Source organism: Gordonia sp. CPCC 205333 (assembly GCF_048537885.1).
Taxonomy (GTDB): Bacteria; Actinomycetota; Actinomycetes; order Mycobacteriales; family Mycobacteriaceae; genus Gordonia.
This window is the reverse complement of the sequence record NZ_JBCLVI010000001.1, coordinates 784,819-811,478: the sequence shown is the minus strand read 5'-3', so window position 1 is coordinate 811,478 and position 26,660 is coordinate 784,819. Positions and strand designations below refer to the sequence as shown.

The following is a 26,660-nucleotide window of genomic DNA, read 5'->3' as shown; positions in this document are numbered from 1 at the left end:
TTCAATCGGCGCCGCCTTGCAGTTGACCGTCGACGAAAACCTCCAGACGCTCCTGATAGAAAGCGATCAAGCCGCCGATCACAGTGGCGTCGACAAGCGGATCGGGATATGCCCAGGCGACGTCGGGCAGTTCGGTGCCGGCCGCGGTCGCGGAGAAATACGACGCGCTGCCTTTGTAGGCGCAATAGGAATTCGTATCGGTCGGGGTCAGTTCGACGGTCACGTCATCTGGCGGGAAGTAGTAGCGGACAACGGGTATCGACGTCTCGAACAATGCCAGCGCACGACTGGATTCGGCGAGAACAACACCGGCCGCTTCGACGCGGACGGTCCGCGAACCGCGTCGAATATCGATGCGGTGGAACGGATCCCGTGGGTGTCCGAAGATCTCCTCGTCTTCTTCGAGCCAGTCGAAGGCCCCGAAGTCGAAAGCAACCAGGCCGGCGACGTCGGGGTCGGTGAGCGCGAACGCAGCGGCCTCGCGGCGCCCGGAGTTAGTGACGACGTCGAGCGGCTGGCCTGCGGACGTATGCGCGCTGAATGGGTCGCTCGGATACAGAATCGAACGGTCCACGGCAACCGGAGAGACGTCGGCGAGGTCAAGCGTCGCGATCACGTCAGAGTCCCGCAGCGAATAAGTCGGCACAACGCGTCTCGGCTCCCAGACCAGCACCCCCAGGCCGTCGGCGGCGACCTCGCCGTCGATCATCACGCGCACTCGCTTGCGGGTCGGTTGGAATCGGGTGTCCCCCAGCGCGAGTCGGAGCAGATTGTCCAATTGGGTGGCCATGAGTCGATCCTCCGCTCGGCCGAACGGCTTTTCAACCTTGCCTGCGATATCTCGTCCCCCTCAATAGGGCAGGAGGGCATATTGCCCTTCCATGTCACTGAGGGGGACGAGATTTCATTTCGAGCCGTGGATCATTCTTGCGACGGATGCGGTGCCGGTCCGCTCGCGTGACCGCGCGGATGTCTTCCAGCGCTTGATCCCAGCCGTAAAGCACGTCGTCATAGGTGAGCCGCATGGTCAACCACCGATCGATAAGCGTCACACGATCACGGGCGCGATCATTGCGGTAGGACTGCTCGTCGGAATGATAGAGCCTGCCGTCACATTCGATCAGCAATGCGCCGACCCCCAGATCGGCGTGGTGGTGTCTGTTAATTTCCGGCTGAACCACGACGTCGAACCCCGCGGCGATCAGGCGCAGGCGCGCCACCGTCTCGGTCCCCGACTGTGACCGTGCGTCGCAGCGATCGAATTTCGCCATGATCGACTTGGTCACCACCCCCATCCCCGCCTGGATATCAGGGATGGTGAGCGACGTCGTGTTCAGGACGGAGTCCACGACAGCAATCCATTGCTCGGGTGTCAGACACCGTGCCGCGCATCCGAGGGCCACCGGAATCGAGTCGACGGCGGTGAGAACCGGCAACGGACGCCCAAAGCCCTGGCACCAACGAAACGGGCCGGTCGGTCGAGCTTTCGTCTTCTGATGTTTGCTCAGGCGGACATGGGTCTCCGGATATCCGGGTGGAATCCAGATCGCCGGGACACCGTGGCTTTTGTGGAAGGCCAGTGCACCGACACAGGTCAGCGCACCTCCGGCGGAGACCGCGGCGACGACGCGGGGGTCGGCGCCCACCGAACTCACCCAACCGTGTGCGAGGGGGATCAGCGTCTTCGCACGCGTGGCCCGCCTGATTTGGTCCATCGACCAGCCCAGCGTCAGTAGTTCCTGCAGCGTGAAAACACCTGAGTCCGCGGTCATACTTAGTTGGACGCGGCCGGAAGACAAACGGTTTCATCCAACTAGACGGAAGATGAAATCTCTTCCCCCTCAACAGCTTTCAAGGGCAATATGCCCTTTGACCACGCTCACGGGGATGAGATTTCGCGCGTAGCCAATTCCTCGCGATTTTGCAAAGCGGACAAGTCGCGACCGGTAGAACCGATACAACTAGTGGGACACACTCACACCAACACGGAGATCACTATGGACTGGACCATCGAAGTCGCCATCTTGCCTGTCACCGACGTCGACCGCACCAAGGCGTTCTACGAGTCCATCGGGTTCAATGCCGACCACGACCACACCGTCAGCGACGAGGTCCGCTTCGTTCAGATGACGCCGCCCGGATCGAACTGTTCCATCGCGTTCGGCAAGGGTCTGACCGACGCCGCGCCCGGTACCAAGAACCGACTCATCGTCTGCGTCTCCGATATCAACGCGGCCCGCGACCAGTTGCTGGCCGCGGGTGCCGAAGTCAGCGAAGTAGACGAGCAAGCGTGGGGCCATTTCGTCTACTTCGCCGATCCCGACGACAACCAGTGGTCGGTGCAATACCTGCCCTACCGCTACGGCCAGGGCTAAGACTCAACGCGTCCAGATATAGAGCGGCTTGTCGCGGTCGGACTTACCGGATTGCACGCCGGTGAGGCCGACGACCGGGACAGTCGCCGAGTCTGCGACGAGACCGAACGGAGCGCAATAGGTCCGCGAATCGGCCTGAAGCGCGGGACCGTCATCGCACGGCTTGAAGGTGCCGAAGAGAATCATCGGTCCGTATTGGCTACCGTCCGAAGTTGCGATGTCGAAACTCGGCTCGAGATCGCTCAGCGACGGCTTACCGGCGACGTACGACTCGTCTTGCTTGACCGTCTTTGCCTCAGCTCTGACGTAGACCAGCTGTTTCACATTCTTGAGCGTGTCCGCTGACAGCAGCTTTAGATCTGCGGCGGTCGCCTTGTCGACACTGGTCACCCGGAAGGTGAACGCGGTCTTCTGTCCATTTTTCGTAAGTTCGAGCGTCACCGGCTGACCGAATTTCACTCGGGTGCCGGCCTTGGTGATCACCACGGGTTTGGGCGCGGCACTCGACGACGGCGGTGCACTCGAGGTCGGTGTCGTCGTTGTCGGAACGCCGGACGACGACACGGGCTGCTGATCGAGTAGTTTGCGCAGGCCGCCGACGGTCTCGGTGCTTTTCGAGCCGGAGTCTTTGCACAGGGCGATGATCCCGTCGTACGGCTTCTTCAGTTCAGTCCGGAGTCGGTTGATGGTGGTGACATCTTTGGCTTTGACCGCGGCGCTGAGCGGTTCCACCTGCGCATCGATATCCTGAGCCATCGCCTTCAACTCGACTTGTTTCGGGTCCGCGGGATCGATGTACTGCAATGGGTTTGAAGAAGATTGGATGGGCTCCGACATCGGCTGATCGTAGACATAGGCGCTCAGCGGGGTGGCGAGTTTGGCAGCCGAGCCAAATGCGACATCACAGGCTTGCGAGAAGTTGTACTTCGCGCCCGCGGTCGACGGCTTCTCGTCACCGCCGCCGCAACCGACTACGACTCCCAGTACCGCGACCGTAGCGCCCGCAATCGCGGCCGACTTCAGAAATCCGGCGGCTCTCATAGATCCCCCTGCTCGATGTTTGATAGTTCGAACAGGGAGATTACCGGTGGATCGACTCCGGCGATCCTCCGGGTTGTTACTGAGCGGAGAGTCGGAAGATTCGCAACTTCCGGTCGGTGCGGCCGAGGTAGGTCTGGTAGACGTCGATCATCTTGACGAACTCGCCGAGGATACGTTCGCGTTCCGAGTCGTCGAGAAGCGTTGCGGTTACCGGAATCTCGTCGCCAATGATCACCGACGCCGCGCCACCGGCCAACAAGTTATGGGTCCAGGCGGGATGATGGTCACCGCCGAAGTTGGATCCGATGACGAAGATGTCCGGATCCTCCCGGTAGTACAGCAATGGTTGTACGCGACGCGCACCCGATTTGGCACCGGTCGTCGCGAGCAATAGCGTCGGTGCGCCAATCGGTCCCAGCACCGTCATCCGACCACGGGACTTATTCAGCAACCATCGGTCGGCGGGAGCCAACGCGCGGATTGCTGCCGACCCCGGCGCGGTGGCGGCGAATTTGACCAAGGGTGTGCGCAGAAAGCTGGCTTCGCTACCCCACCGGACGTCGGGGAATGGGCGTTGAGGAGTCACCCCTCCACGGTAGACGGTGACTCCCGCCGCACCGCGTACTTTGTCCAGATCGTTCGACAGTCGCGCTCACAGGGGGCCGGTCGGCAGTTCGCGGCGTACCAGTTTCCCAGTCGGATTGCGCGGCAAGTCGTCGACGAAGACAACGTCACGCGGCACTTTGTACCGCGCCAGGTGGACCTTGACATGCAGCCGCAATTCGTCGGCCTGCGGATCGGCGTCGGGGTTACGAACGACGAAGGCGCGCAGTCGTTTCCCGAACTGCTCGTCATCGACGCCGATCACGGCCACGTCGGCGACGCCGGGATGTTCGGCGAGCAGATTCTCCACTTCGAGCGGATGGACATTCTCTCCGCCGGACACGATCATGTCGTCGTCGCGGCCCTCAATGAACATCAGTCCGTTGGCGTCGAACCGGGCCATATCGCCGGTGGCCATGTAGCCGTCGATGATCTGTTTGTTACGTCCGTCGGTATATCCCTCGAACGGTGCGCCATTGCGCACGAAAAGCCTTCCGCGGACATCGATTCCAGAGATCGGCTGATCATTGTCGTCGTAGAGGGCCAACCGACTTGTCACCGGCGGACGGCCGACGGTGCCGGGAGCCTGTCGCAGCTCATGTGGCTGGGCAACCGATGCAACAGCCACTTCGGTTGAGCCGTACATGTTGTACAGGACATCACCGAAGGTGTCCTGTACCGCCTCGGAGAGGGTCGGCGAAAGTGCTGATCCCGCAATGACAATGATCTTCAGAGCGGACAGATCATATTTCGCGATGACGTCGGGACCGAGCGCGATCATGCGATGCAACATGGTCGGGACCGCGACCAGCGTCTGCGCGCGGTACTCGGCCAGCGCGGCAAGGGTCTTCTCGGCATCGAAACGTCGCATCACCACCGTCTGGTTCCCCAGCGCCGTGCCGACGCCCCACACCGCGAACCCCGTGGAGTGGAAGATCGGCGAAACGATAACCATAGTTTCGTTCTGCGGCAATGGAATTCGATCCAACAGCAGTGCACTGGTAAACGGCGACATCTTGGACCGCTGTGCGCCCTTCGGCAATCCGGTGGTACCGCTGGTGAGAATGACGAAGCCGCCGAAGGCGTTGGGGGTCGGCGGCATCGAGGTATCCCCCGTATCGACGATCTCGTCGAGATTCTTGACTCCGGCGGGCGCCGCCCTGTCATCGTCCACCCAGGTGAGAACACGCGGCATCGCGGGAAGTGCGTCGACGAGTTCGGCGAATTCCTGGTCGTGGAGAACCGCCCGGACCCGCTCGCGTTCGACGACTTCGACGAACTGGGTCTTGCCGAATCCGGTGTTCATCATTGCCAGCCGAAATCCAGCCCGACCAGTAGCGCTCAGCGCCACGATGAGTCCACGGTGATCGCGGGCGAGTACGGCCACGACATCGCCGGGGGTGAGTCCGGAGGCTAGCAATTCGTGGGCGAGGGCGTTGGACTGCCGGTCGACTTCGGCGAAGGTCAGGGTGCCGCGCTCGTCGGTGATCGCCGGTGCGTCCGGATAATTCTCCGCACCGTGCAATATCACCGTCGACGCCGGTCCGATCGTTTTCGCTCGTTTGGCCGCCTGCACCACTTCAAGTGGTCGACGCAGGTCGATCGCTCCTGACCGCTGCAAGACCTTGATCGCGCCGACCGCGTCGGAAACCATTTCGTATGCATCGCGAATCGCCATCGGCGTGCGCCCTCCACAAGTCTGAGAACATCGGTTGTCTGATATCTCAGGGTATGTGCTGAGGCCGCCCGCGACTGAGAAAATCGTCTGAATAGTTGGCTGTCGAGGGCAGATTGCCCTCGGTGCGGAACTATTCGGACGATTTTCTCAGACCTGCCTACACCCCCTGCTCATTCGCGGTCGCCCGGTAGGTGCCGTTCGCGTACGGATTGAACCGGTTGGTGTAGAGGCTTTCGGCCTTGATACCGAACGGGAGGTCGCCGAGGCGCGACAAAGTGTCGAGCCACAGGCTGAACTCAGTTGGCGCGACGACCCCGCCCGGCACCGAAACTCCGGCACTCTTCCAGGTTTTGACGAATTTGGTGTCCTCGTTGCGTCCGCGAGCAGAAATGATCGAGACGAACTTGTCGATCACTTCCTGTCGTGGGTGCAGTTGGGCCCACCGAATCGCGCGGGCGTACCCCTGCACATAGTCGGCGACGGCATCGGGATGCTCGGCGATGTAGTCGTCGCGGAACACTTGGGTCGCGATCGCGATATTTCCGACCAGACTGGTATCACGGAAGACCTCGTGCAACCCGCCACTGGCAACTGCGACATCCTTGAAGACGGTACCCAGATTGCCGACGTCAATCTGTCGCTGTCGCAACGCGGCCTCGGTGTTGATCGGCGGCACCACAGTCAGATTCACCTTGTCGATGTCGGCAGCGGAAACGCCTTGGCGTTGGAGCCACGCCTTGATGGTGTACTCGTGATACGCACCGAGCGTATTGATCCCGACCTTGCGCCCGACGAGATCGCGTGCGGTATTGATTCCACTTCCAGCCAGCGAGTAGTAGCCAAAGAAGGTTTTGTCGTCCGAGCCCTGGCTGGACACGACCGCGGTCACTTTCGATCCGGCGTGCACCAACTTCGCGACCGAACCGTTGAACGCGGCGCCGGTATCGGTCGCGCCCGTTGCAACCGATTGGATATCCTGCGGTCCACTCGTGGTGTCCCCCAACCACTTCAGCTTGATCTTGCTGTAGTAGCCGAGGGATTCCGCGAGTTCGGACCACTGAACCGATGCCGGTGACCCCTGGTACCGAATGATCGTCTTGCCGTCGGCGGTGACATCGCCGTCCGATGCACTCGAACACGACGTCGTCCAGAGCGCTAGGACAGCAACGGCCAGGGCGATCGAGACGGAAAATCGTGTTCTAGTCATGATAGTTCCCTTGTGCTCCTTAGTATTTGGTCAGTGGCCGACTATTTGCCGGTGAACTGTTCACCGGAGACAGCTACCGACGGCCTGCCGTCGACCCCGACTGGCACCTCGCCTTCGATGGTGGTCCGGAACAGCGTGCGCGTCACATCGAGATGATTGATATCTCCGGGTGCCAAGTGGGCAGTGGCCCGGTTATCCCACACCGCGATATTTCCCGCGCGCCAGCGGAAACGCACCGTGTACGCGGGATTGGCCACTTCTTCGAAAAGCAGGTTGAGCAGCGCGTCACTCTGGCGCTGCGAGTATCCGACGATCCGGCTGGTGAAACCCGGTGTCACAAAAAGCAAACGCTCCCCGGTGACCGGATGCACGCGCACGACCGAATGCTCACTGACCAACGGATCCTTGCGGATCTTCTCGCCATAACTGCTGTCCGCCTTGAAGATCGGGTTCCGACCGCCGAAGCGGTGCTCGGCGCGCAGAGTCTCGACAAGTCTCTTGAGCGAATCGGGCAGGCCGTTGTACGCGGCGGCGAGGTTGGTCCAGCTGGTGTCGCCGCCGAAGTCGGGAACCTCATTGGCCCGCAACACACTTACCGCCGGCGGGTTGACCAACGGCGTGACGTCGGTATGCCAATGGTTGGTGTAACTCGCCGCCTTGACACCGAACTTGCGTTCGTAGTTCCGATTGTCGATCTGCAGGATCTCCGGGAATTCGGTCGGCGCGTCGTCATCATAGGGATGTGAAGCCGTCACCGGGCCGAAGGTCCGCGAGAACGCGATCTGCTGGGCGTGGTCGATCTGCTGATCATGGAAGAACAGCACCTTGTGCCGATGCAGTGCATCGGTAATAGCCTGAACCTGTTCGGGATTCAACGGCTCTCGCAAGTCAACTCCGCCGACGTCAGCGCCGATATGGCCGGCGACGGGTGCGAATCTCAGGTCGGTTGCGATGTGATCGGTGACGGTCATGTCAATATCCTTCTCGATAAGTGGGCTGGAGCGGTCGGTGAATTCAGGCGGTTGTGCGGGCGTAAAACGGTGCGCCGGAGACGGATCGGGATTTCAAGCCATCGACGCCGACCGGGATTTCCCCTTCGACGGTCGTGCGATGCAGCACCCGTACGACATCGAGGTGGTCGAGATCGGTCGGTGCCTGGTGCACGGTCGCGCGGTTATCCCAGACGCCGATGCTGTCGGGAGTCCAGCGCACCCGAACCGTGAGCGAGGGATCGGTGATCTCGTCGAACAGCAGGTCCAGGAGTCGATCACTTTGTCGCGCACTGACTCCCAGGATTCGGCTGGTGAAACCGGGGTTGACGGCGATGAGCTTCTGGCCGGTGACCGGATGCACCCGGATCACCGGATGCTCGCTGACGATCGGGGTCTCGGCAGTCAGGCGTTCGGCTTCAGACGCACTCTCCCAACGCTTTTCGCGTCCACCGAAGCGGTTCTCGGCGTACAACCCCTCGAGGAAGCGTTGCAGTGACGCCGGCAGCCGATCGTATGCTGCACCGAGGTCTGCCCAACTCGTGTCGCCCCCGACGTCGGGCACCAATTCGGCCCGCAGCACCGTCACTGCGGGCGGATTGATCAACGCGGTGACATCGCTATGCCAGAAGCTGGCGTAGCTGTACTTGCGCGCTCCCCCGCGGCTGGCATAGGTGCGTGAGTCAACTTCCAGAATCTCCGGGAAGCCTGCGGGCGACTTATCGGTGTAGCCAAGCGGATGTGCGTCGGTCACCGGACCGAAGTACCGGGTGAATCGGACTTGCTGCGCATGGTCGATCGGCTGATCGCGAAAGAACAACACCTTGTGCGCGTACAACGCATCACGCAGTCGCTGCGCGGTCGGTTCGTCGACCGGCTTCGCAAGATCCACGCCAGAGATCTCCGCCCCCAGGTAGCCCGCGATAGGCTCAACGGCCAACTCGACGGTAGTCGCTGAATTATCAATCAATGCGGTCATGGCTTTTCCAATCTTTAGGTAATCATGTTCGTTCGGTGACCAGAGAAATGATCATCAGTCCGCACAACACGCCGCAATATCCACTTCCACAATGTGAGAACTCGGCACAAATTTGTATTTGTTCACGGCAATTCGAGCCGAGATATGTTCAGCGCGCGTCGAAATATAGGTCGATCGAGTGGCTAACGGGATCATTTCGTCAACCTGCATCCGCCCTGGAGGTACAGCCATGACCATTCCGCGCAGCCCGCAGCGAGCGCCGCGAGTCGACGGTCAGCCCCGCACCGGCTCACAGTCGGTCGAGCGCGCGATCAATGTGTTGTACGCATTCGAGGGCGAGAGCCGGTCCCTGTCAATCAGCGAGGTCGCCGGGCGGGTCGGATTGCCGGTGAGTACGGCACATCGCATCGCACAGGCATTGGTGCGCGGTCGACTCCTTGCCCGCGACGGCCACAACTCATACCTGATCGGTGACGGCATCGCCGCCCTCGCCCACGCAGCATCGCGCCGGGTCGACATCGACGCAATGGCCCCTCACCTGCATATATTGTCTTCCGAGATCAGAATCACGGCCAGTCTCGGCGTCGTCGAAGACGGCGAAGCCGTCACCGTTTACTCGGCGCGGCCACCGTCGATGTTCTGCGACCATCAGTTGCCGAGCCGGCGAAGCGCCATCGAACACAGTGCAATGGGGCAGGCGATCGTCGCATTCGGCCAACGCCGCGAGCGGCAACTCTCGCCGCTTCCCGACATTCCCGAATCCAGGCGCCGCGGCTACTCGGTCGCGACCGCCGACGGTGTCACCGCGATTGCCGTGCCGGTATTCGGCGCCGACGGTCAGGTCCGGGCCTCCATCGGCGTTCAGGCTCGCAGCGTGCGGCTCAACCAGAACTTGATCAGTGCCATTCATCCGATGATGCGGAATACCGCAGAATTCCTTCGCGATGTCGCAGACATCGATTCTTCAGTGGAAGCGGTTTTACGCGCCACGATTTAATCACCACTGGGCTTTTCACATTGTGGAATGGTCTTAGCAGACCGAGTCGAGGACGACCGACAATATTCGTCATTGGATCTAAGCCGGACTGCAGATGCGTTGACATTCAAACGCACTTAATTCTATCTCGATTCAAGGAACTCGAAAATGTCTATTTGACTTACCCCGCATTCACCATGCTCGAGAGGAACACATGAAGACCACCCGCAGGTGGCGCCACTATGCCGCCGCCTCCCTCGTACTTGCCCTGGCGACGACGATCGCAGCCTGCGGCTCGTCCGACGAGACCACGGTCAATGCCGACGGAAAAACCGAACTTCGCTACCTGAGTCAGCCATCGGTGGTGACGACTCCCGAACTCGCCGCCGACCTCGGCTATTTCTCGAAAGTTGCGCTGAAGTCTGTCGGTGAAACCAGCAGCGGACCGACGTCAATCCAGGCAGCCGCAACCGGCGATGCCGACTTTGGTGCGGCCTTCAACGGTGCGATCGTCAAACTCGCCTCGGCAGGATCGCCGATCAAGGCGATCGTCGACTCCTATGGTGCCGATTCGCAGACATTCAACGGCTTCTACGTGCTCGACGGCTCCCCGATCCGCACGGCGCGGGACCTGATCGGCAAGAAGGTCGGCATCAACACACTCGGCGCGCATAGCGAGTTCGTGATTCGCGAATGGCTTTCGCGTGAGGGGCTCTCCAAGGACGAGATCGCGTCGGTACAGCTACTGGTGGTGCCACCGATCAACGCCGAATCTGCTCTGCGCCAAGGTCAGATCGATGTCGGTGCGTTCAGCGGCATCTTCCGCGACCGTGCGCTGACCAAGGGCGGACTGCGGGTCTTGTTCACCGACGCCGTCTTCGGCGACTTCAGCTACGGCACAGTTGTCGTGCGCACCGACCTCATCACCAAACATCCCGATGCGGTGAAGGATTTCACTCAAGGCACAGCCCGCGCCATTCGCTGGCTGCAGGTAACTCCGCGAACCGAGGTAGTCGCACGATTCAAGAAGATCCTCGCCGAGCGTGGACGCGGTGAAGACCCCGAGTTGGCCGAGTACTGGAAGAGCTCGTCGATCCCCACGCCGGGCGGCGTAATCAAACCGGCTGAATTCCAGCTGTGGATCGATTGGCTGGTACGTAACGGCGAGCTCAAACAGGGGCAGCTCAAACCTGCTGATCTCTACACCAACGAATTCAACCCATTCGACAACGGGACCTATCCCCCGACGTCCGGCCCGGATGGCAAACCCGCGAAGGCCGCATCATGACCGCCCCGAAGCTGGAACTGCGCAATGTTCGAAAAGTGTTCTCCACCAGTGGAAAACCCGACTTCGTGGCAATCGATGACATCACTATCTCGGCACCTGAAGGAGAATTTCTCGTACTGGTCGGGCCAAGCGGAAGCGGGAAGTCGACGCTACTCGACCTAATCGGCGGACTGACCACCCCGACGTCGGGCGAGATACTCCTCGACGGCCGGCCCATCACCGGCCCGGGACTCGATCGCGGCGTCGTATTCCAGCAATACGCGCTGCTCCCGTGGCGTACCGCACGCGGCAACGTCGAATTCGGTTTGGAGGCAAAAGGTATCGCTCGACGACAACGTCGTGCAGTAGCTGACGAGTATCTGGCCCTCGTCGGTCTCGATGGATTTGGCGAGCACTATCCACACGAACTGTCCGGCGGCATGAAACAACGAGTGGCAATCGCTCGAAGCCTCGCGTATGACCCAGAAGTACTGTTAATGGACGAACCGTTCGCCGCCCTCGACGCCCAGACTCGTGAGTCGCTGCAAGACGAGCTCTTGCGGATCTGGAAGGCCACCGGAAAGACAATCCTGTTCATCACCCACGGCATCGACGAAGCGATCTATCTTGGCAATCGAGTCGCGGTGTTATCCGAACGCCCTGGCCGGATCAAAGAGGTACTGCCGATCGAGATCGATCGCGACAGTGCCGAAGACCTGCGTTCCTCCGAGCAGTTCCGTGACTACCGGCATCGCATCTGGCTGTCACTGCGGCCAGGCGCACAGTCCAACACTCCCGAAAGCCCTGCATCGGCCACGTTGATCGGAGCGTCCCATGTCTAGCAGCACTCTGGCTCCACCAAATTCGATTTCCGTTGAGCCCGCGAAAGTTCCGACGCCTCCGGCGTCGGATACCCCGGCGCCGAGTACACCCGCACGCCAACGGACCCGAGTGCTGGCCGGGCGAGTCGGCAACGGCGGAAAGTGGCTGCTGCGATCTTCGGTGGTGTTAGCCGCCCTCGTGGCATTCTGGGAGGTGGCTCCGCGTCTCGGTTTGGTCGACCGGACGTTCCTGCCCGAATTCTCTTCGGTAATCGGCGCTTTGGGTGATGCAGCCGCCAGTGGTCAACTGCAGGAACATATTTGGGCCAGCGTGTCACGCGCGGTGCAAGGATTCGTCGTTGCGGTGATTATCGCGGTACCGCTCGGCATCGCCATCGGCTGGTACAAACCTGTTGCGCAATACCTCAATCCGGCCCTCGAACTGTTCCGCAACACCGCCGCACTGGCACTGCTGCCGGTATTCGTACTGATCCTCGGTATCGGCGAGACGTCGAAGGTGGCGTTGGTTATCTACGCGTGCGTCTTCCCAATCCTGCTCAATACCATTTCCGGTGTACGCAACGTCGATCCGCTACTGATCAAATCGGCTCGGTCCCTTGGACTTCCCGCCTGGCGACTGTTCCAGAAGGTCGTACTACCCGCCGCGTTGCCAACGATCTTCACCGGTATCCGGTTGGCCGCCGCAGCGTCGATCCTCGTGCTCATCGCGGCCGAGATGGTCGGGGCGAGGTCGGGGCTCGGGTACTGGATCATGGCCAGCCAGTTGAACTTCCAGATCCCGCAAATGTACGCGGGGATCGTCACCATCGCGCTGGTAGGGCTGGTTTTCAACCTGGTTCTGGTGACGATAGAACGGCGCTTCTCGCGGTGGCGCGTGCCGTCGAACTGAGCTGGTAGGTGGCGTGGCCGGGTATCGAGAACGGCTCACGGCGTCTCGATACACCGGCGACCTCGCAAGCTCGGACGACGGCACTCGACGAGCAGTGGGTGGCATGCATTAATTCGATTGAAAGAGAAGGAAATAACTGTGGCTCGACAATTACATCTCAACGCATTTCTGATGGGCGTCGGACATCACGAGGCCGCGTGGCGTCATCCGCGCACCAATGAGCATGACGTCCTCGACATCAATCACTTTGTCCGGCTGGGTCAGATCGCCGAACGAGGGAGACTTGACTCGGTGTTCTTCGCCGACACATTGGCCATCGGACCCAATCCTCGGCGAAACGTCGCAGCCATATTCGAGCCGTTGACCCTGCTCGCGGCCATTGCGGGCGGAACCAGCCGCGTCGGCCTAATCGCCACGGCGTCAACGGGATACAACCATCCCTTTACGCTGGCTCGCGCCTTCGCGTCGCTCGAACACATCAGTGGCGGTCGTACCGGATGGAATATCGTCACGTCCGCCGGCAAAGAAGAAGCCGCGAACTTCGGCTACGACTCGATTCCCGATCACGCCGGGCGGTACCGTCGAGCCGAAGAGTTCGTCGACATCGCCAACCAGCTGTGGGACAGCTGGGGTGATGACTCAGTGGTACTCGACGTCGAGCAGGCGATATTCGCCGACGCCGATCAGATCAGCACCATCGACCATGTGGGAGAGCACTTTTCGGTTCGCGGCCCGCTGAACTCGCCTCGATCCGCACAAGGTCGGCCGGTACTGGTTCAGGCCGGGTCCTCCGAGCCGGGGAAGGATCTCGCCGCACGACACGCGGAAGTGGTGTTCACCGCGCAACGAACGATCACCGAAGGCCGGGAGTTCTACGACGACCTCAAGGGTCGACTGATCGGCTTCGGCCGCAACGTCGACGACCTGCAAATCTTGCCCGGTATCGTCCCCTTCATCGGCGCAACGCACGCCGAAGCCGTTGCGCTGGAACGAGAATTCACCGAACTGATCTCCCCCGACTACGCGCTGCGGCAGCTCTCACATGTGTTCAATGTCGATTTGACCGAACTGTCATTGGACGCGCCGCTACCCGATCTGCCACCCGAATCGGAGATCGAGGGGCAAAAGAGTCGTTCGACTCTGGTACGGCAGTTGGCGGCGAATGACAACCTGACCACCCGAGAACTCCTGGGAAAACTAGGCGGCGGTCGTGGCCATCGCACCATCGCCGGCACCGCCGAGGAGATCGCCGACGACCTGATCGCATGGGTCGATGCCGGCGCGGCCGACGGTTTCAACGTCATGCCACCGTATCTGCCTGGCGGACTTGAAGATTTCGTCGATCAGGTAGTACCCATTCTGCAGAAACGCGGCCGCTTCCGTACCGACTACTCGGCGTCGACGTTGCGCGGCCACTACGGCATCGAATTGCCAGCGCATCGTGCGGAAGCGGTTCCCGCGTCCGCATGACATCGGTCGATGACGAGCAATCCCAGAAAGTCCAAGCGGGAGTTGACCATCCGCTCCGCTCCCTGATCGGCACCGTATATCTGCCCGCGGCGGCATACGGCGTCGGTCAGGGCGCGGCCGCCCCGGTGATGGTGTTGGCCGCACTGAATCTGGGGGCATCGCCCGCGTTGGCCGGTTTGACGGTGGCGCTGATCGGGCTGGGTCAGGTCGTCGGCGACACCTGCTCGGGCCAGATTGTCGCTCGGCTCGGCGAACGCAAATCTATCATCGCCGCAAGCAGTCTCGCGGCCGTCGGATCGCTGACCTGCCTTGCCGCACAGACGGTATGGATGCTGTGCACGGGGATCTTCGCCGTCGGCCTCGCTAACGCGGTGTGGGGCTTGGCCAGGCAGAATTACCTGTCACTGAGCGTGCCATTCGCCTGGCGGGCCCGAGCGATGTCGCTATTCGGTGGAGCCATGCGGTTCGGATTCTTCGTCGGACCGCTGATCGGCGCCGCGGCCATCCTGGTGATCGGAACCCGCGGCGGATTCGTGGTGCAACTGATCGCGATCGTAGTCGCGGGATCGTTGATGGCCCGGTTAGCCGACCCACCAGGGGCCGGGGCGGTGGCATCGCCACTCGGTCTGACGACGGTATGCCGGGATCACGCCCGACTATTTGCCACACTCGGCGCGGGTTCACTGCTGTTGGGTATCGCGCGCAGCACACGCGACGCGATTCTTCCGTTGTGGGCCAACCACATCGGGCTCTCACCCGCGACGTCAAGTCTACTATTCGGTGTCGGTGCGGCGGCAGATGTGTTGTGCGCGTATCCCGCCGGGCACCTGATGGATCGATTCGGCCGGACCTTTGTAGCCGTGCCGTCAATCGTCGTGCTGGCCGTCGGCTACCTCATCCTGCCGTTCACCGCGACCGTCGCCACGTTCACCGTCGTCGCGGTGATTCTGGGGGTTGGCAACGGATTCGGCAACGGAGTGATCATGACCATCGGCGCGGATGTCGCGCCGCCAACCGGGCGAGCTGAGTTCCTGGCTGTGTGGCGATTGACCCACGATGCCGGGTTCCTCGCCGGCCCACTGTCGATCGCGTTGGCGGCGGCGCTATTCCCCTTGGCAGCGGCGGTCTTCACGGTCGCCGGACTATCTGGAATCGGTGCGGGAGTACTGGCACGATACGTCCCGGAGTACACGCGGCCGCCCGATCGGCATCCGAGCGGCACCGCCGATCCCCGAAAATCGGGACGATAGCCACCCTCAGGAGGGCAGTTTGCCCTCGCGCTGGGCAGTAGTCTCCAGATTTTCGGTGACGGCTGGCGCGCTGGGCTGCGCGTGTGGAGGCCGAGGGGGACAATGGCGGCATCAGGTGAGGAGGCGCGATGTCGAATTTTCCGGTGGTGCTGATCGAACAGGCTCGAAGTTGTGCATGGGCCACGACCGTTGCCCGCGCGCGCGAGATGTCGCCCGTCAACCCCGGCGACTCGTCGCTATCCCTCGCCGTCGAGGTACTTCGACGGCGAGGGATCTCGGTGCGCGACTCCGCACCGATCACACTGACTCGGGAGATACTCGACGACGTCGACGTATACGTGATTCCGCATCTCGCGTCGCCGGAGGTCGAACACGTAACAGGTGATCTACCGCCGGTATATTCGACCGACGAACTCGACGCGATTGACGGGTACGTACGGGCCGGTGGCGGTCTGGTGATGCTGGCTGAGTGCGATACCGCGACGTCGGGCAACAACCTCGCCGACCTGGCGGCGCGATTCGGCATCGGGATTCGGTCGCTGGTGGTGCAGGAGTCACCAGGCGACCGACGTGTCAGCGGGAACGCAACGTGGGTACGGGCCGACCTCATCGACGGGCAGGGCATTCTGTCTGCGGTGGATTCGGCATGTTTCTATCGCACCGGCGTGCTGGAGGTCGAAGCGGAAACGGACGCGACCGTGTTGGCGCGGACGAGCACGTCGGCCTGGCCAGCCGGGGCCGCGCTCGCCGTATCTATTCGCGCGGGCCTCGGCCGGGTCGTCATTTTCGCCGACTCCGATCTGTTCGGCGACGATTCCATCGACGAGTTCGACCACCGGCAGCTATGGTCGAATGTCGTCACCTGGGCCGGCAGCGGGGTAAGACAGGAGATAGTCACTGTCGGAGCCACCTCTGCCGCCGCGCGGCCGGAATGGTCGTCCCTCAAGGCTTCGATCGAATCGCTCCGCGGTTTGCAAGACGACGACGGCAGCATCGGCCAACTGGAGTCGCATACTCAGGCGGCCGGATATTGCGGTGAGATCGACGTCGCGATCACAAGCCTCACGCCCCTGTTTCCGCACGACGCCGACTATCTCGACACCGTGCGTCGTGACCTCGAACGCTGGGCCGCAGGCGGTTTCGGCAGACCCGACTTCGGCGAGTCGTTACGAGCGTTTCGCCCCGATCTCCAGCGCGCCGACGGCGTCGAACATCTGGTGGTGTTTCCGATGTACACCCAGAATGGCCACGCCGGACGCGCCTTCGAAGCGGTGCTGACGCGGGTGATGTGGCCGCAATGGCTCGCTGATGTCGAGGCGTCGTATGACAACCCTCAGTTTCTGCCCGTCCAATTCGAAGATTTCACCTCGGGTTACGACACCAACTCGGCGGTACTGTTCCCGGAGACCGTGTCAGTAGCAGAGAAACCTGAATTCCATTGGGGCGCAATCTTCTGCGATCGAGAGGCTGCTCGTTTCCGGCGGGTGGTCGGCGAGGCGTCGAAGCTGCTGTCGCTGGAACTGCCACCAACCGGCGAGCGGTTGGTCGCGTCCCAAACTCTGGCACAGTCCACCTTCGCGATGTGGGATCTGCTGCACGATAGAACGCACAGCCGGGGTGAATTGCCATTTGATCCGTTTATGATCCGGCAGCGAATGCCGTACTGGTTATACTCGCTGGAGGAACTACGCTGCGATCTGTCTACCTACCGGATCGCGAATGAACTTGAGCAGCAAGGCCATCCATACGGACAACCCGTCCAACAGGCAATACTCTTCGACCGTCTATTCCGATTCCCCATCACCGGTGATCGGGTACGCAACTACGATGGACTGGGTGGGCAACTGCTGTTCGGGTATCTGCACCGCAACGGAAGTTTGCACTGGCGGGATAACCGATTGTCATTCGACTGGAAAGAGGTTGGACCACAAGTGATTTCGCTCGGCGAACAGATCGAGGAGCTATATCGCAGCGGCATCGACCGTTCGAAGGTAGGGCAATGGCTGGCCACTTACCGCTTCGTGAGCTCGTTTGTGGAGCCCGCCGCCGGATCAGCATGGGCGAAAGGCGAACTGCCACTGAGCGGTCCGCCCCGCGAGTTGGTCGACCTGGTCGCATCGGACGAGTTCCCCCTCAATGTCTTCTATGAGGCACTGAAACGAAAGATGCAGGCCGTCGTCGACTCAACACGTGGAATCACCTCGGAGGCAGCATGATTGAGCGGCTGCACGATGAGCAGCGTCGAGGATTCGCCAGCGACAACTACGCTGGCATACTGCCCGAAGCACTCGAAGCCATCGCGGTCGCGAACGTCGGGCACCAGTCGTCCTATGGTGCGGACCTATATACCGAGGCACTGACAAGACGGGTCTACGAGCTATTTTCGCCTGCGGCGCAAGTATTTCCGGTATTCAACGGGACTGGCGCAAATGTGCTCGCGTTGTCCGCGATGGCCGACCGCTGGGAGTCGGTGGTATGCGCGGAGTCAGCGCATATCCACGTCGACGAGGGCGGTGCCCCGGAAAAAGTGTCCGGCCTCAAACTGTTCACCGTACCGACGTCGGATGGGAAGCTGACACCAGCCGGCATCGATGCCGCGATACCCGATCGCGCGGGTGATCAGCATTGGGCGCAGCCACGGGTGCTGTCGGTGGCGCAGGCGACGGAGCTGGGGACGGTGTATTCGATAGCCGAACTGACCGAACTTGCCGCGTACGCACACGGGCGAGGATGGTCGGTGCATCTCGACGGATCCCGATTGGCAAATGCCGCAGCACATCTCAACGTTGGGTTGGGAGAATTGACCGCCGACGTCGGGGCGGATGTATTGAGTGTCGGCGGTACCAAAAGCGGACTACTGGCTGCGGAATTGGTAGTGGTCCTCAATGCCGACGCGGTCCGAGGCGTCGAATATTCGCGAAAGACGTTGATGCAGTTGGCATCTAAGCAGCGGTTTATCGCAGCCCAATTTCTGGCCCTATTCGACGACGACCTCTACCTGCGGGTGGCGCGACACTCAAACGCGATGGCGGCGCTGCTGGCCGGGTCAGTTCGTGAACTAACCGGCATCGAGGTGACTCAGGTCGTGCAATCCAACGCGGTATTCGCAACGCTGCCTCATGAGGTGTCGCGGCGGTTGATGGAGCAGGTGCCGTTCTATTTCTGGGACGAGACGCGCGGCGAGGTGCGCTGGATGTGCTCGTGGGATACCACCGAGGAAGACGTGCGCGGGTTCGCCGAGCTGGTGCGGCGCGAACTCGGCGTCGGGGCCTAATCGCAAGCCCGACTCACGCGGACATCCCCGACCCGAAAAGTGGGTCGGGAATGTCCGCGCGGGTGGGGTTTGCGGACAGGGTGGGGTTTGCGGGACAGACGACATCGGCCCCGGCACCTTACGGTGTCGGGGCCGAGATCAGCTAGAAACTACCGGTAATCGTTGCTGAAACCGTAGTCGTCGAGCGGCACCGCAGCGCCGGCCGGAGCACCGAAGGTGCCGTCCGGGCTGTAGTAGGTGTCGTCGTAGTTCGGGACGGCGTATGCCGCGGCCCGCGCCTCTTCAGTCGGCTGCACCTGGATGTTGCGGTAACGGTTGATACCGGTACCAGCCGGGATGAGCTTACCGATGATGACATTCTCCTTGAGACCGATGAGCTTGTCGCTACGGCTGTTGATAGCCGCATCGGTAAGCACACGAGTGGTCTCCTGGAACGACGCCGCGGACAACCACGAATCGGTCGCCAACGATGCCTTGGTGATACCCATCAGCACCGGACGTCCGGCCGCGGGCTCGTTGCCCTCGGATACGACGCGACGGTTGGCCGCTTCGAACTCGGCGCGCTCGGTGAGCGAGCCGGGCAGGAATTCGGTTGCACCGGAGTCGATGATCGTCACGCGACGCAGCATCTGACGAACGATCGTCTCGATGTGCTTGTCGTGGATCGACACACCCTGACTGCGGTAGACCTCCTGGACCTCGTTGACCAAGTGCACCTGCACCTGACGGGGACCCATCACGCGCAGCACCTCGTGCGGATCGGCAGCACCTTCCATGAGCTGCTGGCCGACCTCGACGTGGTCACCGTCGGCAAGCAACCGCTCGCTGCCGTCCTCGTGCTTGAAGACACGCAGACGCTGACGCTTGGAGATCTTGTCGTAGACAACCTCTTCCGAACCGTCGTCAGGGATGATCGTGATCTTGTAGAACCGATCGTCGTCCTCGAGACGGATCCGGCCGGAGACCTCGGCGATCGGGGCCTTGCCCTTGGGGACACGGGCCTCGAACAGCTCCTGGACACGCGGCAGACCACCGGTGATGTCGTCACCGACGCCACCCTGGTGGAAGGTACGCATCGTCAGCTGGGTACCGGGCTCACCGATCGACTGAGCCGCGATGATACCGACGGCCTCACCGATGTCGACGAGCTTGCCGGTCGCCATCGAACGGCCGTAACACATGGCGCAGACGCCGGTGCCGGTGCCGCAGGTGAGGACCGAACGAACCTTGACCTGGTCGATACCCGCTCCGAGCAGAGCCTCGATGGCCGGATCGCCCAGGTCGTGACCGCGCTCAACGACGACGTTTCCGTCAGCGTCGACCGCGTCGGCGGCCAGGGTGCGGGCGTATGCCGAAGTTTCGACATGCGCGTCGCGGATGATCGAACCGTCAGCCTGCTTCTCGCCAAGCGAGACCAAGATGCCGCGTTCGGTGCCACAGTCGGTCTCGCGCACGATGACGTCCTGCGACACGTCCACCAGGCGCCGGGTCAGGTAACCCGAGTCGGCGGTACGCAGCGCGGTGTCGGCCAGACCCTTACGGGCACCGTGCGTGTTGATGAAGTACTCGGCAACGGTCAGGCCCTCACGGAACGAGGACTTGATCGGACGCGGGATGAACTCACCCTTCGGGTTGGTCACCAGGCCCTTCATGCCCGACAGGTTACGAACCTGGGTCATGTTGCCCGTCGCACCCGACTTCGGGATCATCGTGATCGGGTTGTCCTCGGGGTAGTAATCCTCCATGGCCTTACCGACCTCTTCGGTGGCCTGCTTCCAGATCTCCACCAATGCGTCGCGACGCTCGTCCGGGGTGAGGGCACCACGCTGGAACTTGCGCTCCAGTCCGTCGGCCCGCTCCTCGTAACGCTCGAGGATCTCCGCCTTCGCCGGCGGCACGAGCACGTCGGCCATCGACACGGTGACACCCGAACGGGTCGCCCAGTAGAAGCCGACATCCTTGAGCTTGTCGACGGTCTGCGCGACCACGATCATCGGGTAGCGCTCGGCCAGATCGTTAATGATCACGGCCTGACGCTTCTTCGGCATCTGCTCGTTGACGAACGGGTACTCAGCAGGCAGCAACTCGTTGAAGAGCACGCGACCCAGCGTCGTCTCGATATCCCACGGCTGACCGAACTTCCAGCCATCCGGGAACAACTCGGACTCGATCTCGGCCGGCGGACGCTGATCGATCAGCCGCACCTTGATCTTGGACTGCACGGTCAACGCGCCGCGGTCGACGGCCATGATGGCCTCGGCCGGGGAGCTGTAGACACCACGCTCGACGTCATCCTTCGACGCAGGCGTGTACTCGCCGACCTTCCCGTCCTTCTGAGTGGTCAGGTAGAACAGACCGGTCACCATGTCCAGACGCGGCATAGCCAGCGGGCGGCCCGACGCGGGCGACAGGATGTTATTCGACGACAGCATCAGGATGCGTGCCTCGGCCTGCGCCTCAGCGGACAGCGGAAGGTGCACAGCCATCTGGTCACCGTCGAAGTCGGCGTTGAAGGCCTCACACACCAGCGGGTGCAGCTGAATGGCCTTACCCTCGACGAGCTGTGGCTCGAAGGCCTGGATACCCAGGCGGTGCAGGGTAGGTGCACGGTTCAGCAGAACCGGATGCTCGGCGATGACCTCTTCGAGGACATCCCACACGGCCGGACGCTGACGCTCGACCATGCGCTTGGCCGACTTGATGTTCTGCGCCTGGTTCAGATCGACCAGACGCTTCATCACGAACGGCTTGAACAGCTCGAGAGCCATCAGCTTGGGCAGACCACACTGGTGCAGCTTGAGCTGCGGACCGACGACGATGACCGAACGGCCCGAGTAGTCGACGCGCTTACCCAGCAGGTTCTGACGGAAACGACCCTGCTTGCCCTTGAGCAGATCGCTCAACGACTTCAGCGGGCGGTTACCCGGTCCGGTGACCGGACGTCCACGACGACCGTTGTCGAACAGGGCGTCGACCGACTCCTGCAGCATCCGCTTCTCGTTGTTGACGATGATCTCAGGCGCACCCAGATCGATCAGTCGCTTGAGGCGGTTGTTGCGGTTGATGACACGACGGTAGAGATCGTTGAGATCCGACGTCGCGAAGCGGCCACCGTCGAGCTGAACCATCGGGCGCAGCTCCGGCGGGATCACCGGCACGGCGTCGAGGACCATACCCAGCGGCGAGTTACCCGACTGCTGGAACGCGGCCACGACCTTGAGTCGCTTGAGCGCGCGCAGCTTCTTCTGACCCTTGCCACTACGAATGGTCTCGCGGAGCAATTCGGCCTCGGCGTCGATGTCGAAGGTCTCCAGGAGCTTCTTGATCGACTCGGCACCCATCGCGCCGGTGAAGTACTCACCGTAGCGATCCTGCAGGTCGCGGTACACGCGCTCGTCGATGATGAGGTCGCGCGGCTTGAGCTTGACGAAGGTATCCCAGAGGTTCTCCAGGGCGTCGATCTCACGCTGCGAGGCGTCGCGCATACGCTTCATCTCACGCTCGCCAGCATCGCGGATCTTGCGCTTCGCATCAGCCTTGGCACCCTCGGCCTCGAGCTCGGCCAGGTCGGCCTCCAGCTTCTGCTGACGCTCGTTGAGGTCGGCATCGCGCTGATCGGCGACGGTCTTCTTCTCGACCTCCATCTCGGCCTGCAGCGTCGAGAGCTCGTTATGACGCAGCTCGTCGTCGACCGTGGTGATGACATAAGCGGCGAAGTAGATGATCTTTTCCAGATCCTTCGGCGCCAGGTCGAGCAGGTAACCCAGGCGTGACGGGACGCCCTTGAAGTACCAGATATGGGTAACCGGAGCAGCCAGCTCGATATGACCCATCCGCTCACGACGCACCTTGGCGCGAGTGACCTCGACGCCGCAACGCTCGCAGATGATGCCCTTGAAGCGGACGCGCTTGTACTTACCGCAGTAGCACTCCCAGTCGCGAGTAGGTCCGAAGATCTTCTCGCAGAACAGGCCGTCCTTCTCTGGCTTGAGCGTGCGGTAGTTGATGGTCTCCGGCTTCTTGACCTCGCCGTAGGACCAGTTGTGAATGTCGTCGGCCGTAGCCAGACCGATCTTCAGTTCGTCGAAAAAGTTGACGTCGAGCACTCGATGCCTTCCTGAGGAACTCTATGAAAAGTAGAAAGTTGATAGCGAGCACGGGGGCCCCACAGCACAGTGGAGATGTGGCCCCCGCGCAATCAGTTGGCGAGGTCGTCGACGGTGGCCGACTCGTTACGCGACAGGTTGATACCGAGGTTGGCCGCAGCGCGTTCCAGATCCTCGTCGTCACTGTCGGCCATCGTGATGGCGGCACCGTCGGAGGACAGCACCTCGACGTTCAGGCAGAGCGACTGAAGTTCCTTCAGCAACACCTTGAACGACTCGGGGATGCCCGGTTCCGGGATGTTCTCGCCCTTGACGATGGCTTCGTAGACCTTGACGCGGCCGACGACGTCGTCAGACTTGATCGTCAACAGTTCCTGCAGGGTGTAGGCGGCACCGTAAGCCTGCATCGCCCAGCACTCCATCTCACCGAAGCGCTGGCCACCGAACTGGGCCTTACCGCCGAGCGGCTGCTGGGTGATCATCGAGTACGGACCGGTCGAACGCGCGTGGATCTTGTCGTCGACGAGGTGGTGCAGCTTGATGATGTACATGTAGCCGACCGACACCGGGTACGGGAACGGCTCGCCGGAGCGGCCGTCGAACAAGGTTGCCTTGCCGTCGCCATTGACCATCACGTCGCCGTCGCGGTTGGGCAGCGTCGAGGACAGCAGTCCGGTCAGCTCGTCATCGCTGGCACCGTCGAACACCGGGGTCGCGGTGTTGGTGTCGGGCTCAGCCGAGAACATGTCCTGCGGCAGTTTCGACGCCCAGTCCGGCACACCGGATGCGACGTTGATATTCCAACCGGCCTTGGCGACCCACCCGAGGTGGGTTTCCAGGATCTGGCCGATATTCATACGACGCGGCACACCGTGGGTGTTCAGGATGATGTCGACGGGGGTGCCGTCGGGCATGAACGGCATGTCCTCGGCGGGGAGGATCTTGCCGATAACACCCTTGTTGCCGTGGCGGCCGGCCAGCTTGTCGCCGTCCTGGATCTTGCGCTTCTGAGCGACGTACACGCGTACGAGCTCGTTGACGCCGGGAGCCAGATCGTCGTCATCGTCGCGGCTGAAGACGCGCACGCCGATGACCTTGCCGGTCTCGCCGTGGGGCACCTTGAGCGACGTGTCGCGAACCTCCCGGGCCTTCTCACCGAAGATCGCGCGGAGCAGACGCTCTTCCGGGGTCAGCTCGGTCTCGCCCTTCGGGGTGACCTTGCCGACCAGGACGTCGCCGTCGCGGACCTCGGCACCGATTCGCACGATGCCACGCTCGTCGAGGTCGGCAAGGACCTCGTCGGAGACGTTCGGGATATCCCGAGTGATCTCCTCGGCACCAAGTTTGGTGTCGCGGGCGTCGATCTCATGCTCTTCGATGTGGATCGAGGTGAGTACGTCTTCCTCCACGAGCCGCTGGCTCAGGATGATGGCGTCCTCGTAGTTGTGACCCTCCCACGGCATGATCGCGACAAGCAGGTTCTTGCCAAGCGCCATCTCACCGTTCTCGGTGCACGGACCGTCGGCCAGCACCTGGCCGGTTTCGACGCGCTGCCCCTCGTCCACGATCGGACGCTGGTTGGCGCAGGTGCCGTGATTCGAGCGGGCGAACTTGCGCATCCGGTAGGTCTCGCGGGTGCCATCGTCGTCCATAACGGTGATGTAGTCGGCCGAAACCTCTTCCACCACACCGGTTTTCGTCGAAACGATGACATCACCGGCGTCGACGGCGGCACGCAGTTCCATGCCGGTACCAACGAGCGGCGACTCACTGCGGACCAGCGGCACCGCCTGACGCTGCATGTTGGCACCCATCAGGGCGCGGTTGGCGTCGTCATGCTCGAGGAACGGAATCATCGCGGTCGCGACCGACACCATCTGGCGCGGGCTGACGTCGATGTACTGAACCGCCTCGGAGGAGACGAACTCCACCTCCGAGCCACGCTTGCGAACAAGCACACGCTCGTCGGTGATGGTGCCGTCGGCGTCGTAGTTCGTGTTGGCCTGACCGATGAGGTAACGATCCTCTTCATCGGCGGTCATGTACTCGATCTGATCGGAGACCACACCGTCGATGACCTTGCGGTACGGCGTTTCGATGAAGCCGAACGGGTTGACCCGCGCGTACACCGAAAGCGCACCGATCAGGCCGATATTCGGGCCTTCCGGAGTCTCGATCGGACACATGCGGCCGTAGTGGCTCGGGTGCACGTCGCGCACTTCGAGGCCGGCACGCTCACGGCTCAGACCACCGGGGCCGAGCGCGGACAGACGACGCTTATGCGTCAGACCCGACAGCGGGTTGTTCTGGTCCATGAACTGCGACAGCTGGCTGGTTCCGAAGAATTCCTTGATCGCCGCCACGACGGGACGGATGTTGATCAGGGTCTGCGGGGTGATCGCCTCGACGTCCTGGGTGGTCATACGCTCACGAACGACACGTTCCATACGCGACAGACCCACGCGGATCTGGTTCTGAATCAGCTCGCCGACGGTACGCAGACGACGGTTACCGAAGTGGTCGATGTCGTCGGATTCGACGGGCACCTGTACCCCACCGGGGCCGGCCATCTCGGTCAGCACATGCGGGTCGGCGTCGTGCAGACGGACCAGGTACTCGACCGTGGTGATGATGTCTTCGGTGGTCAGCACCGACGGACCGTTCATCGGGTTCTCGGTGAGACCCAGCTTCTTGTTGACCTTGTAACGACCGACGCGGGCCAGGTCGTAACGCTTCTCCTTGAAGAACAGGTTCTCCAGCAGCGCTTCGGCCGACTCCTTGGTCGGCGGCTCGCCCGGACGCAGCTTGCGGTAGACCTCGAGCAGCGCCTCGTCCTGGTTGCTGGTGCTGTCCTTCTCCAGCGTCGACATCATGATCTCCGAGAAGCCGAACCGCTCGGTGATCTCCTCGGTGGTCATGCCGAGCGCCTTGAGCAGCACGGTGACCGGCTGACGGCGTTTGCGGTCGATGCGGACACCGACGGTGTCGCGCTTGTCGACGTCGAATTCCAACCAAGCGCCACGGCCCGGAATGACCTTGACCGAATGCAGGGTCTTCTCGGTGGCCTTGTCGATGGAGGCGTCGAAGTACACGCCGGGGCTACGCACCAACTGGCTCACCACGACACGCTCGGTGCCGTTGATGATGAAGCTGCCCTTGTCGGTCATGATCGGGAAGTCGCCCATGAAGACGGTCTGCGACTTGATCTCGCCGGTGTTGTTGTTGATGAACTCGGCGGTGACGAACAGCGGAGCCGCGTACGTCATGTCCTTGTCCTTGCACTCATCGACGGAGGCCTTGACCTCGTCGAAGCGCGGATCGGAGAACGAAAGTGACATCGACTCAGAGAAGTCCTCGATCGGGGACAGCTCATGCAGGATGTCTTCGAGACCACCGGTGGGGTTGTCGACGCCGCGGGCTGCGGCCTTTGCCTTCCACTCCGACGAGCCGATCAGCCACTGGAACGAATCCAGCTGCAAATCGAGCAAACCGGGAACGGGCAGAGGTTCGCTGATCTTTGCGAACGATGCGCGGGTAGGCGCGCCGGGAATGGTGGCTGAGGTGGACTGGCGGTCGAGTGCCAAGATGCGTCCTTCCAAACACTATGGTGTCTACTGCTGCGAACGTCTCGCTCGTAGCTCATCGTTTGGCTGGTGGCAACCTGCTAAGGGAGAAACACATCTCGCAGCACACAATAGTGGCCGAAAGTGGCGG

Annotated in this window: 19 protein-coding genes; 9 read left to right on the top strand and 10 right to left on the bottom strand. The window is 61.9% G+C overall.

Annotated elements, in window-relative coordinates:
* Position 1: 1 nt before the first annotated feature.
* Both AAFP29_RS03860 and AAFP29_RS03855 read right to left on the bottom strand, forming a co-directional pair.
* Positions 2-790: a DUF427 domain-containing protein gene (locus tag AAFP29_RS03860; RefSeq protein WP_419215981.1), complete on the bottom strand. Its 789-nt coding sequence runs from the start codon at positions 788-790 to the stop codon at positions 2-4.
* Positions 791-884: 94 nt separating this feature from the next.
* The gene (locus AAFP29_RS03855; RefSeq protein WP_419215980.1) at positions 885-1,772 is read right to left on the bottom strand and encodes an endonuclease domain-containing protein; all 888 of its coding nucleotides are present in this window, start codon (positions 1,770-1,772) and stop codon (positions 885-887) included.
* 225 nt (positions 1,773-1,997) lie between these two features.
* On the opposite strand from AAFP29_RS03855, the gene AAFP29_RS03850 reads away from it, so the two are divergent.
* Positions 1,998-2,375 (top strand): VOC family protein, encoded by a 378-nt coding sequence (locus AAFP29_RS03850; RefSeq protein ID WP_419215979.1) that lies wholly within the window; start codon positions 1,998-2,000, stop codon positions 2,373-2,375.
* A 3-nt stretch (positions 2,376-2,378) separates the two neighbouring features.
* Here the strand turns inward: AAFP29_RS03850 and AAFP29_RS03845 are convergent, their stop codons facing one another.
* From AAFP29_RS03845 to AAFP29_RS03820, 6 genes are all read right to left on the bottom strand, one after another.
* Complete coding sequence (locus AAFP29_RS03845; protein ID WP_419215978.1) at positions 2,379-3,416, bottom strand: hypothetical protein; 1,038 nt, start codon at positions 3,414-3,416, stop codon at positions 2,379-2,381.
* Between the two features lie 76 nt (positions 3,417-3,492).
* The gene (locus AAFP29_RS03840) at positions 3,493-4,002 is read right to left on the bottom strand and encodes a nitroreductase family deazaflavin-dependent oxidoreductase (protein WP_419215977.1); all 510 of its coding nucleotides are present in this window, start codon (positions 4,000-4,002) and stop codon (positions 3,493-3,495) included.
* Between the two features lie 66 nt (positions 4,003-4,068).
* The gene (locus tag AAFP29_RS03835; protein ID WP_419215976.1) at positions 4,069-5,697 is read right to left on the bottom strand and encodes an acyl-CoA synthetase; all 1,629 of its coding nucleotides are present in this window, start codon (positions 5,695-5,697) and stop codon (positions 4,069-4,071) included.
* A gap of 157 nt (positions 5,698-5,854) precedes the next feature.
* The gene (locus AAFP29_RS03830) at positions 5,855-6,904 is read right to left on the bottom strand and encodes an ABC transporter substrate-binding protein (RefSeq protein ID WP_419215975.1); all 1,050 of its coding nucleotides are present in this window, start codon (positions 6,902-6,904) and stop codon (positions 5,855-5,857) included.
* A 41-nt stretch (positions 6,905-6,945) separates the two neighbouring features.
* On the bottom strand, positions 6,946-7,875 hold the full coding sequence (locus AAFP29_RS03825; RefSeq protein ID WP_419215974.1) for a TauD/TfdA dioxygenase family protein: 930 nt from the start codon (positions 7,873-7,875) through the stop codon (positions 6,946-6,948).
* A gap of 43 nt (positions 7,876-7,918) precedes the next feature.
* Positions 7,919-8,872, bottom strand: coding sequence for a TauD/TfdA dioxygenase family protein (locus AAFP29_RS03820; RefSeq protein WP_419215973.1), 954 nt, complete (start codon positions 8,870-8,872; stop codon positions 7,919-7,921).
* A 229-nt stretch (positions 8,873-9,101) separates the two neighbouring features.
* On the opposite strand from AAFP29_RS03820, the gene AAFP29_RS03815 reads away from it, so the two are divergent.
* From AAFP29_RS03815 to AAFP29_RS03780, 8 genes are all read left to right on the top strand, one after another.
* Positions 9,102-9,869, top strand: coding sequence for an IclR family transcriptional regulator (locus AAFP29_RS03815; RefSeq protein ID WP_419215972.1), 768 nt, complete (start codon positions 9,102-9,104; stop codon positions 9,867-9,869).
* A 193-nt stretch (positions 9,870-10,062) separates the two neighbouring features.
* The gene (locus AAFP29_RS03810; RefSeq protein WP_419215971.1) at positions 10,063-11,136 is read left to right on the top strand and encodes an ABC transporter substrate-binding protein; all 1,074 of its coding nucleotides are present in this window, start codon (positions 10,063-10,065) and stop codon (positions 11,134-11,136) included.
* Complete coding sequence (locus AAFP29_RS03805) at positions 11,133-11,957, top strand: ABC transporter ATP-binding protein (RefSeq protein ID WP_419215970.1); 825 nt, start codon at positions 11,133-11,135, stop codon at positions 11,955-11,957. The genes AAFP29_RS03810 and AAFP29_RS03805 overlap by 4 nt, the downstream gene beginning before the upstream one ends.
* Positions 11,950-12,846 (top strand): ABC transporter permease, encoded by an 897-nt coding sequence (locus AAFP29_RS03800; RefSeq protein ID WP_419215969.1) that lies wholly within the window; start codon positions 11,950-11,952, stop codon positions 12,844-12,846. Before AAFP29_RS03805 ends, AAFP29_RS03800 begins: the two co-directional genes overlap by 8 nt.
* A 138-nt stretch (positions 12,847-12,984) precedes the next feature.
* On the top strand, positions 12,985-14,316 hold the full coding sequence (locus AAFP29_RS03795; RefSeq protein WP_419215968.1) for an LLM class flavin-dependent oxidoreductase: 1,332 nt from the start codon (positions 12,985-12,987) through the stop codon (positions 14,314-14,316).
* The gene (locus AAFP29_RS03790; RefSeq protein ID WP_419215967.1) at positions 14,313-15,566 is read left to right on the top strand and encodes an MFS transporter; all 1,254 of its coding nucleotides are present in this window, start codon (positions 14,313-14,315) and stop codon (positions 15,564-15,566) included. The genes AAFP29_RS03795 and AAFP29_RS03790 overlap by 4 nt, the downstream gene beginning before the upstream one ends.
* A 128-nt stretch (positions 15,567-15,694) precedes the next feature.
* Complete coding sequence (locus AAFP29_RS03785) at positions 15,695-17,782, top strand: DUF6421 family protein (RefSeq protein ID WP_419215966.1); 2,088 nt, start codon at positions 15,695-15,697, stop codon at positions 17,780-17,782.
* Positions 17,779-18,840, top strand: coding sequence for a threonine aldolase family protein (locus AAFP29_RS03780; RefSeq protein WP_419215965.1), 1,062 nt, complete (start codon positions 17,779-17,781; stop codon positions 18,838-18,840). The genes AAFP29_RS03785 and AAFP29_RS03780 overlap by 4 nt, the downstream gene beginning before the upstream one ends.
* Before the next feature lie 149 nt (positions 18,841-18,989).
* Here AAFP29_RS03780 and AAFP29_RS03775 read toward each other — a convergent pair whose 3' ends face one another.
* Both AAFP29_RS03775 and AAFP29_RS03770 read right to left on the bottom strand, forming a co-directional pair.
* Entirely contained in the window at positions 18,990-22,946 is a 3,957-nt protein-coding gene (locus tag AAFP29_RS03775) for a DNA-directed RNA polymerase subunit beta' (protein WP_419215964.1), read from the bottom strand.
* 92 nt (positions 22,947-23,038) lie between these two features.
* A complete protein-coding gene (locus tag AAFP29_RS03770; protein WP_419215963.1) occupies positions 23,039-26,530 on the bottom strand; it encodes a DNA-directed RNA polymerase subunit beta in 3,492 nt (1,163 codons plus the stop codon).
* Positions 26,531-26,660: the final 130 nt, after the last annotated feature.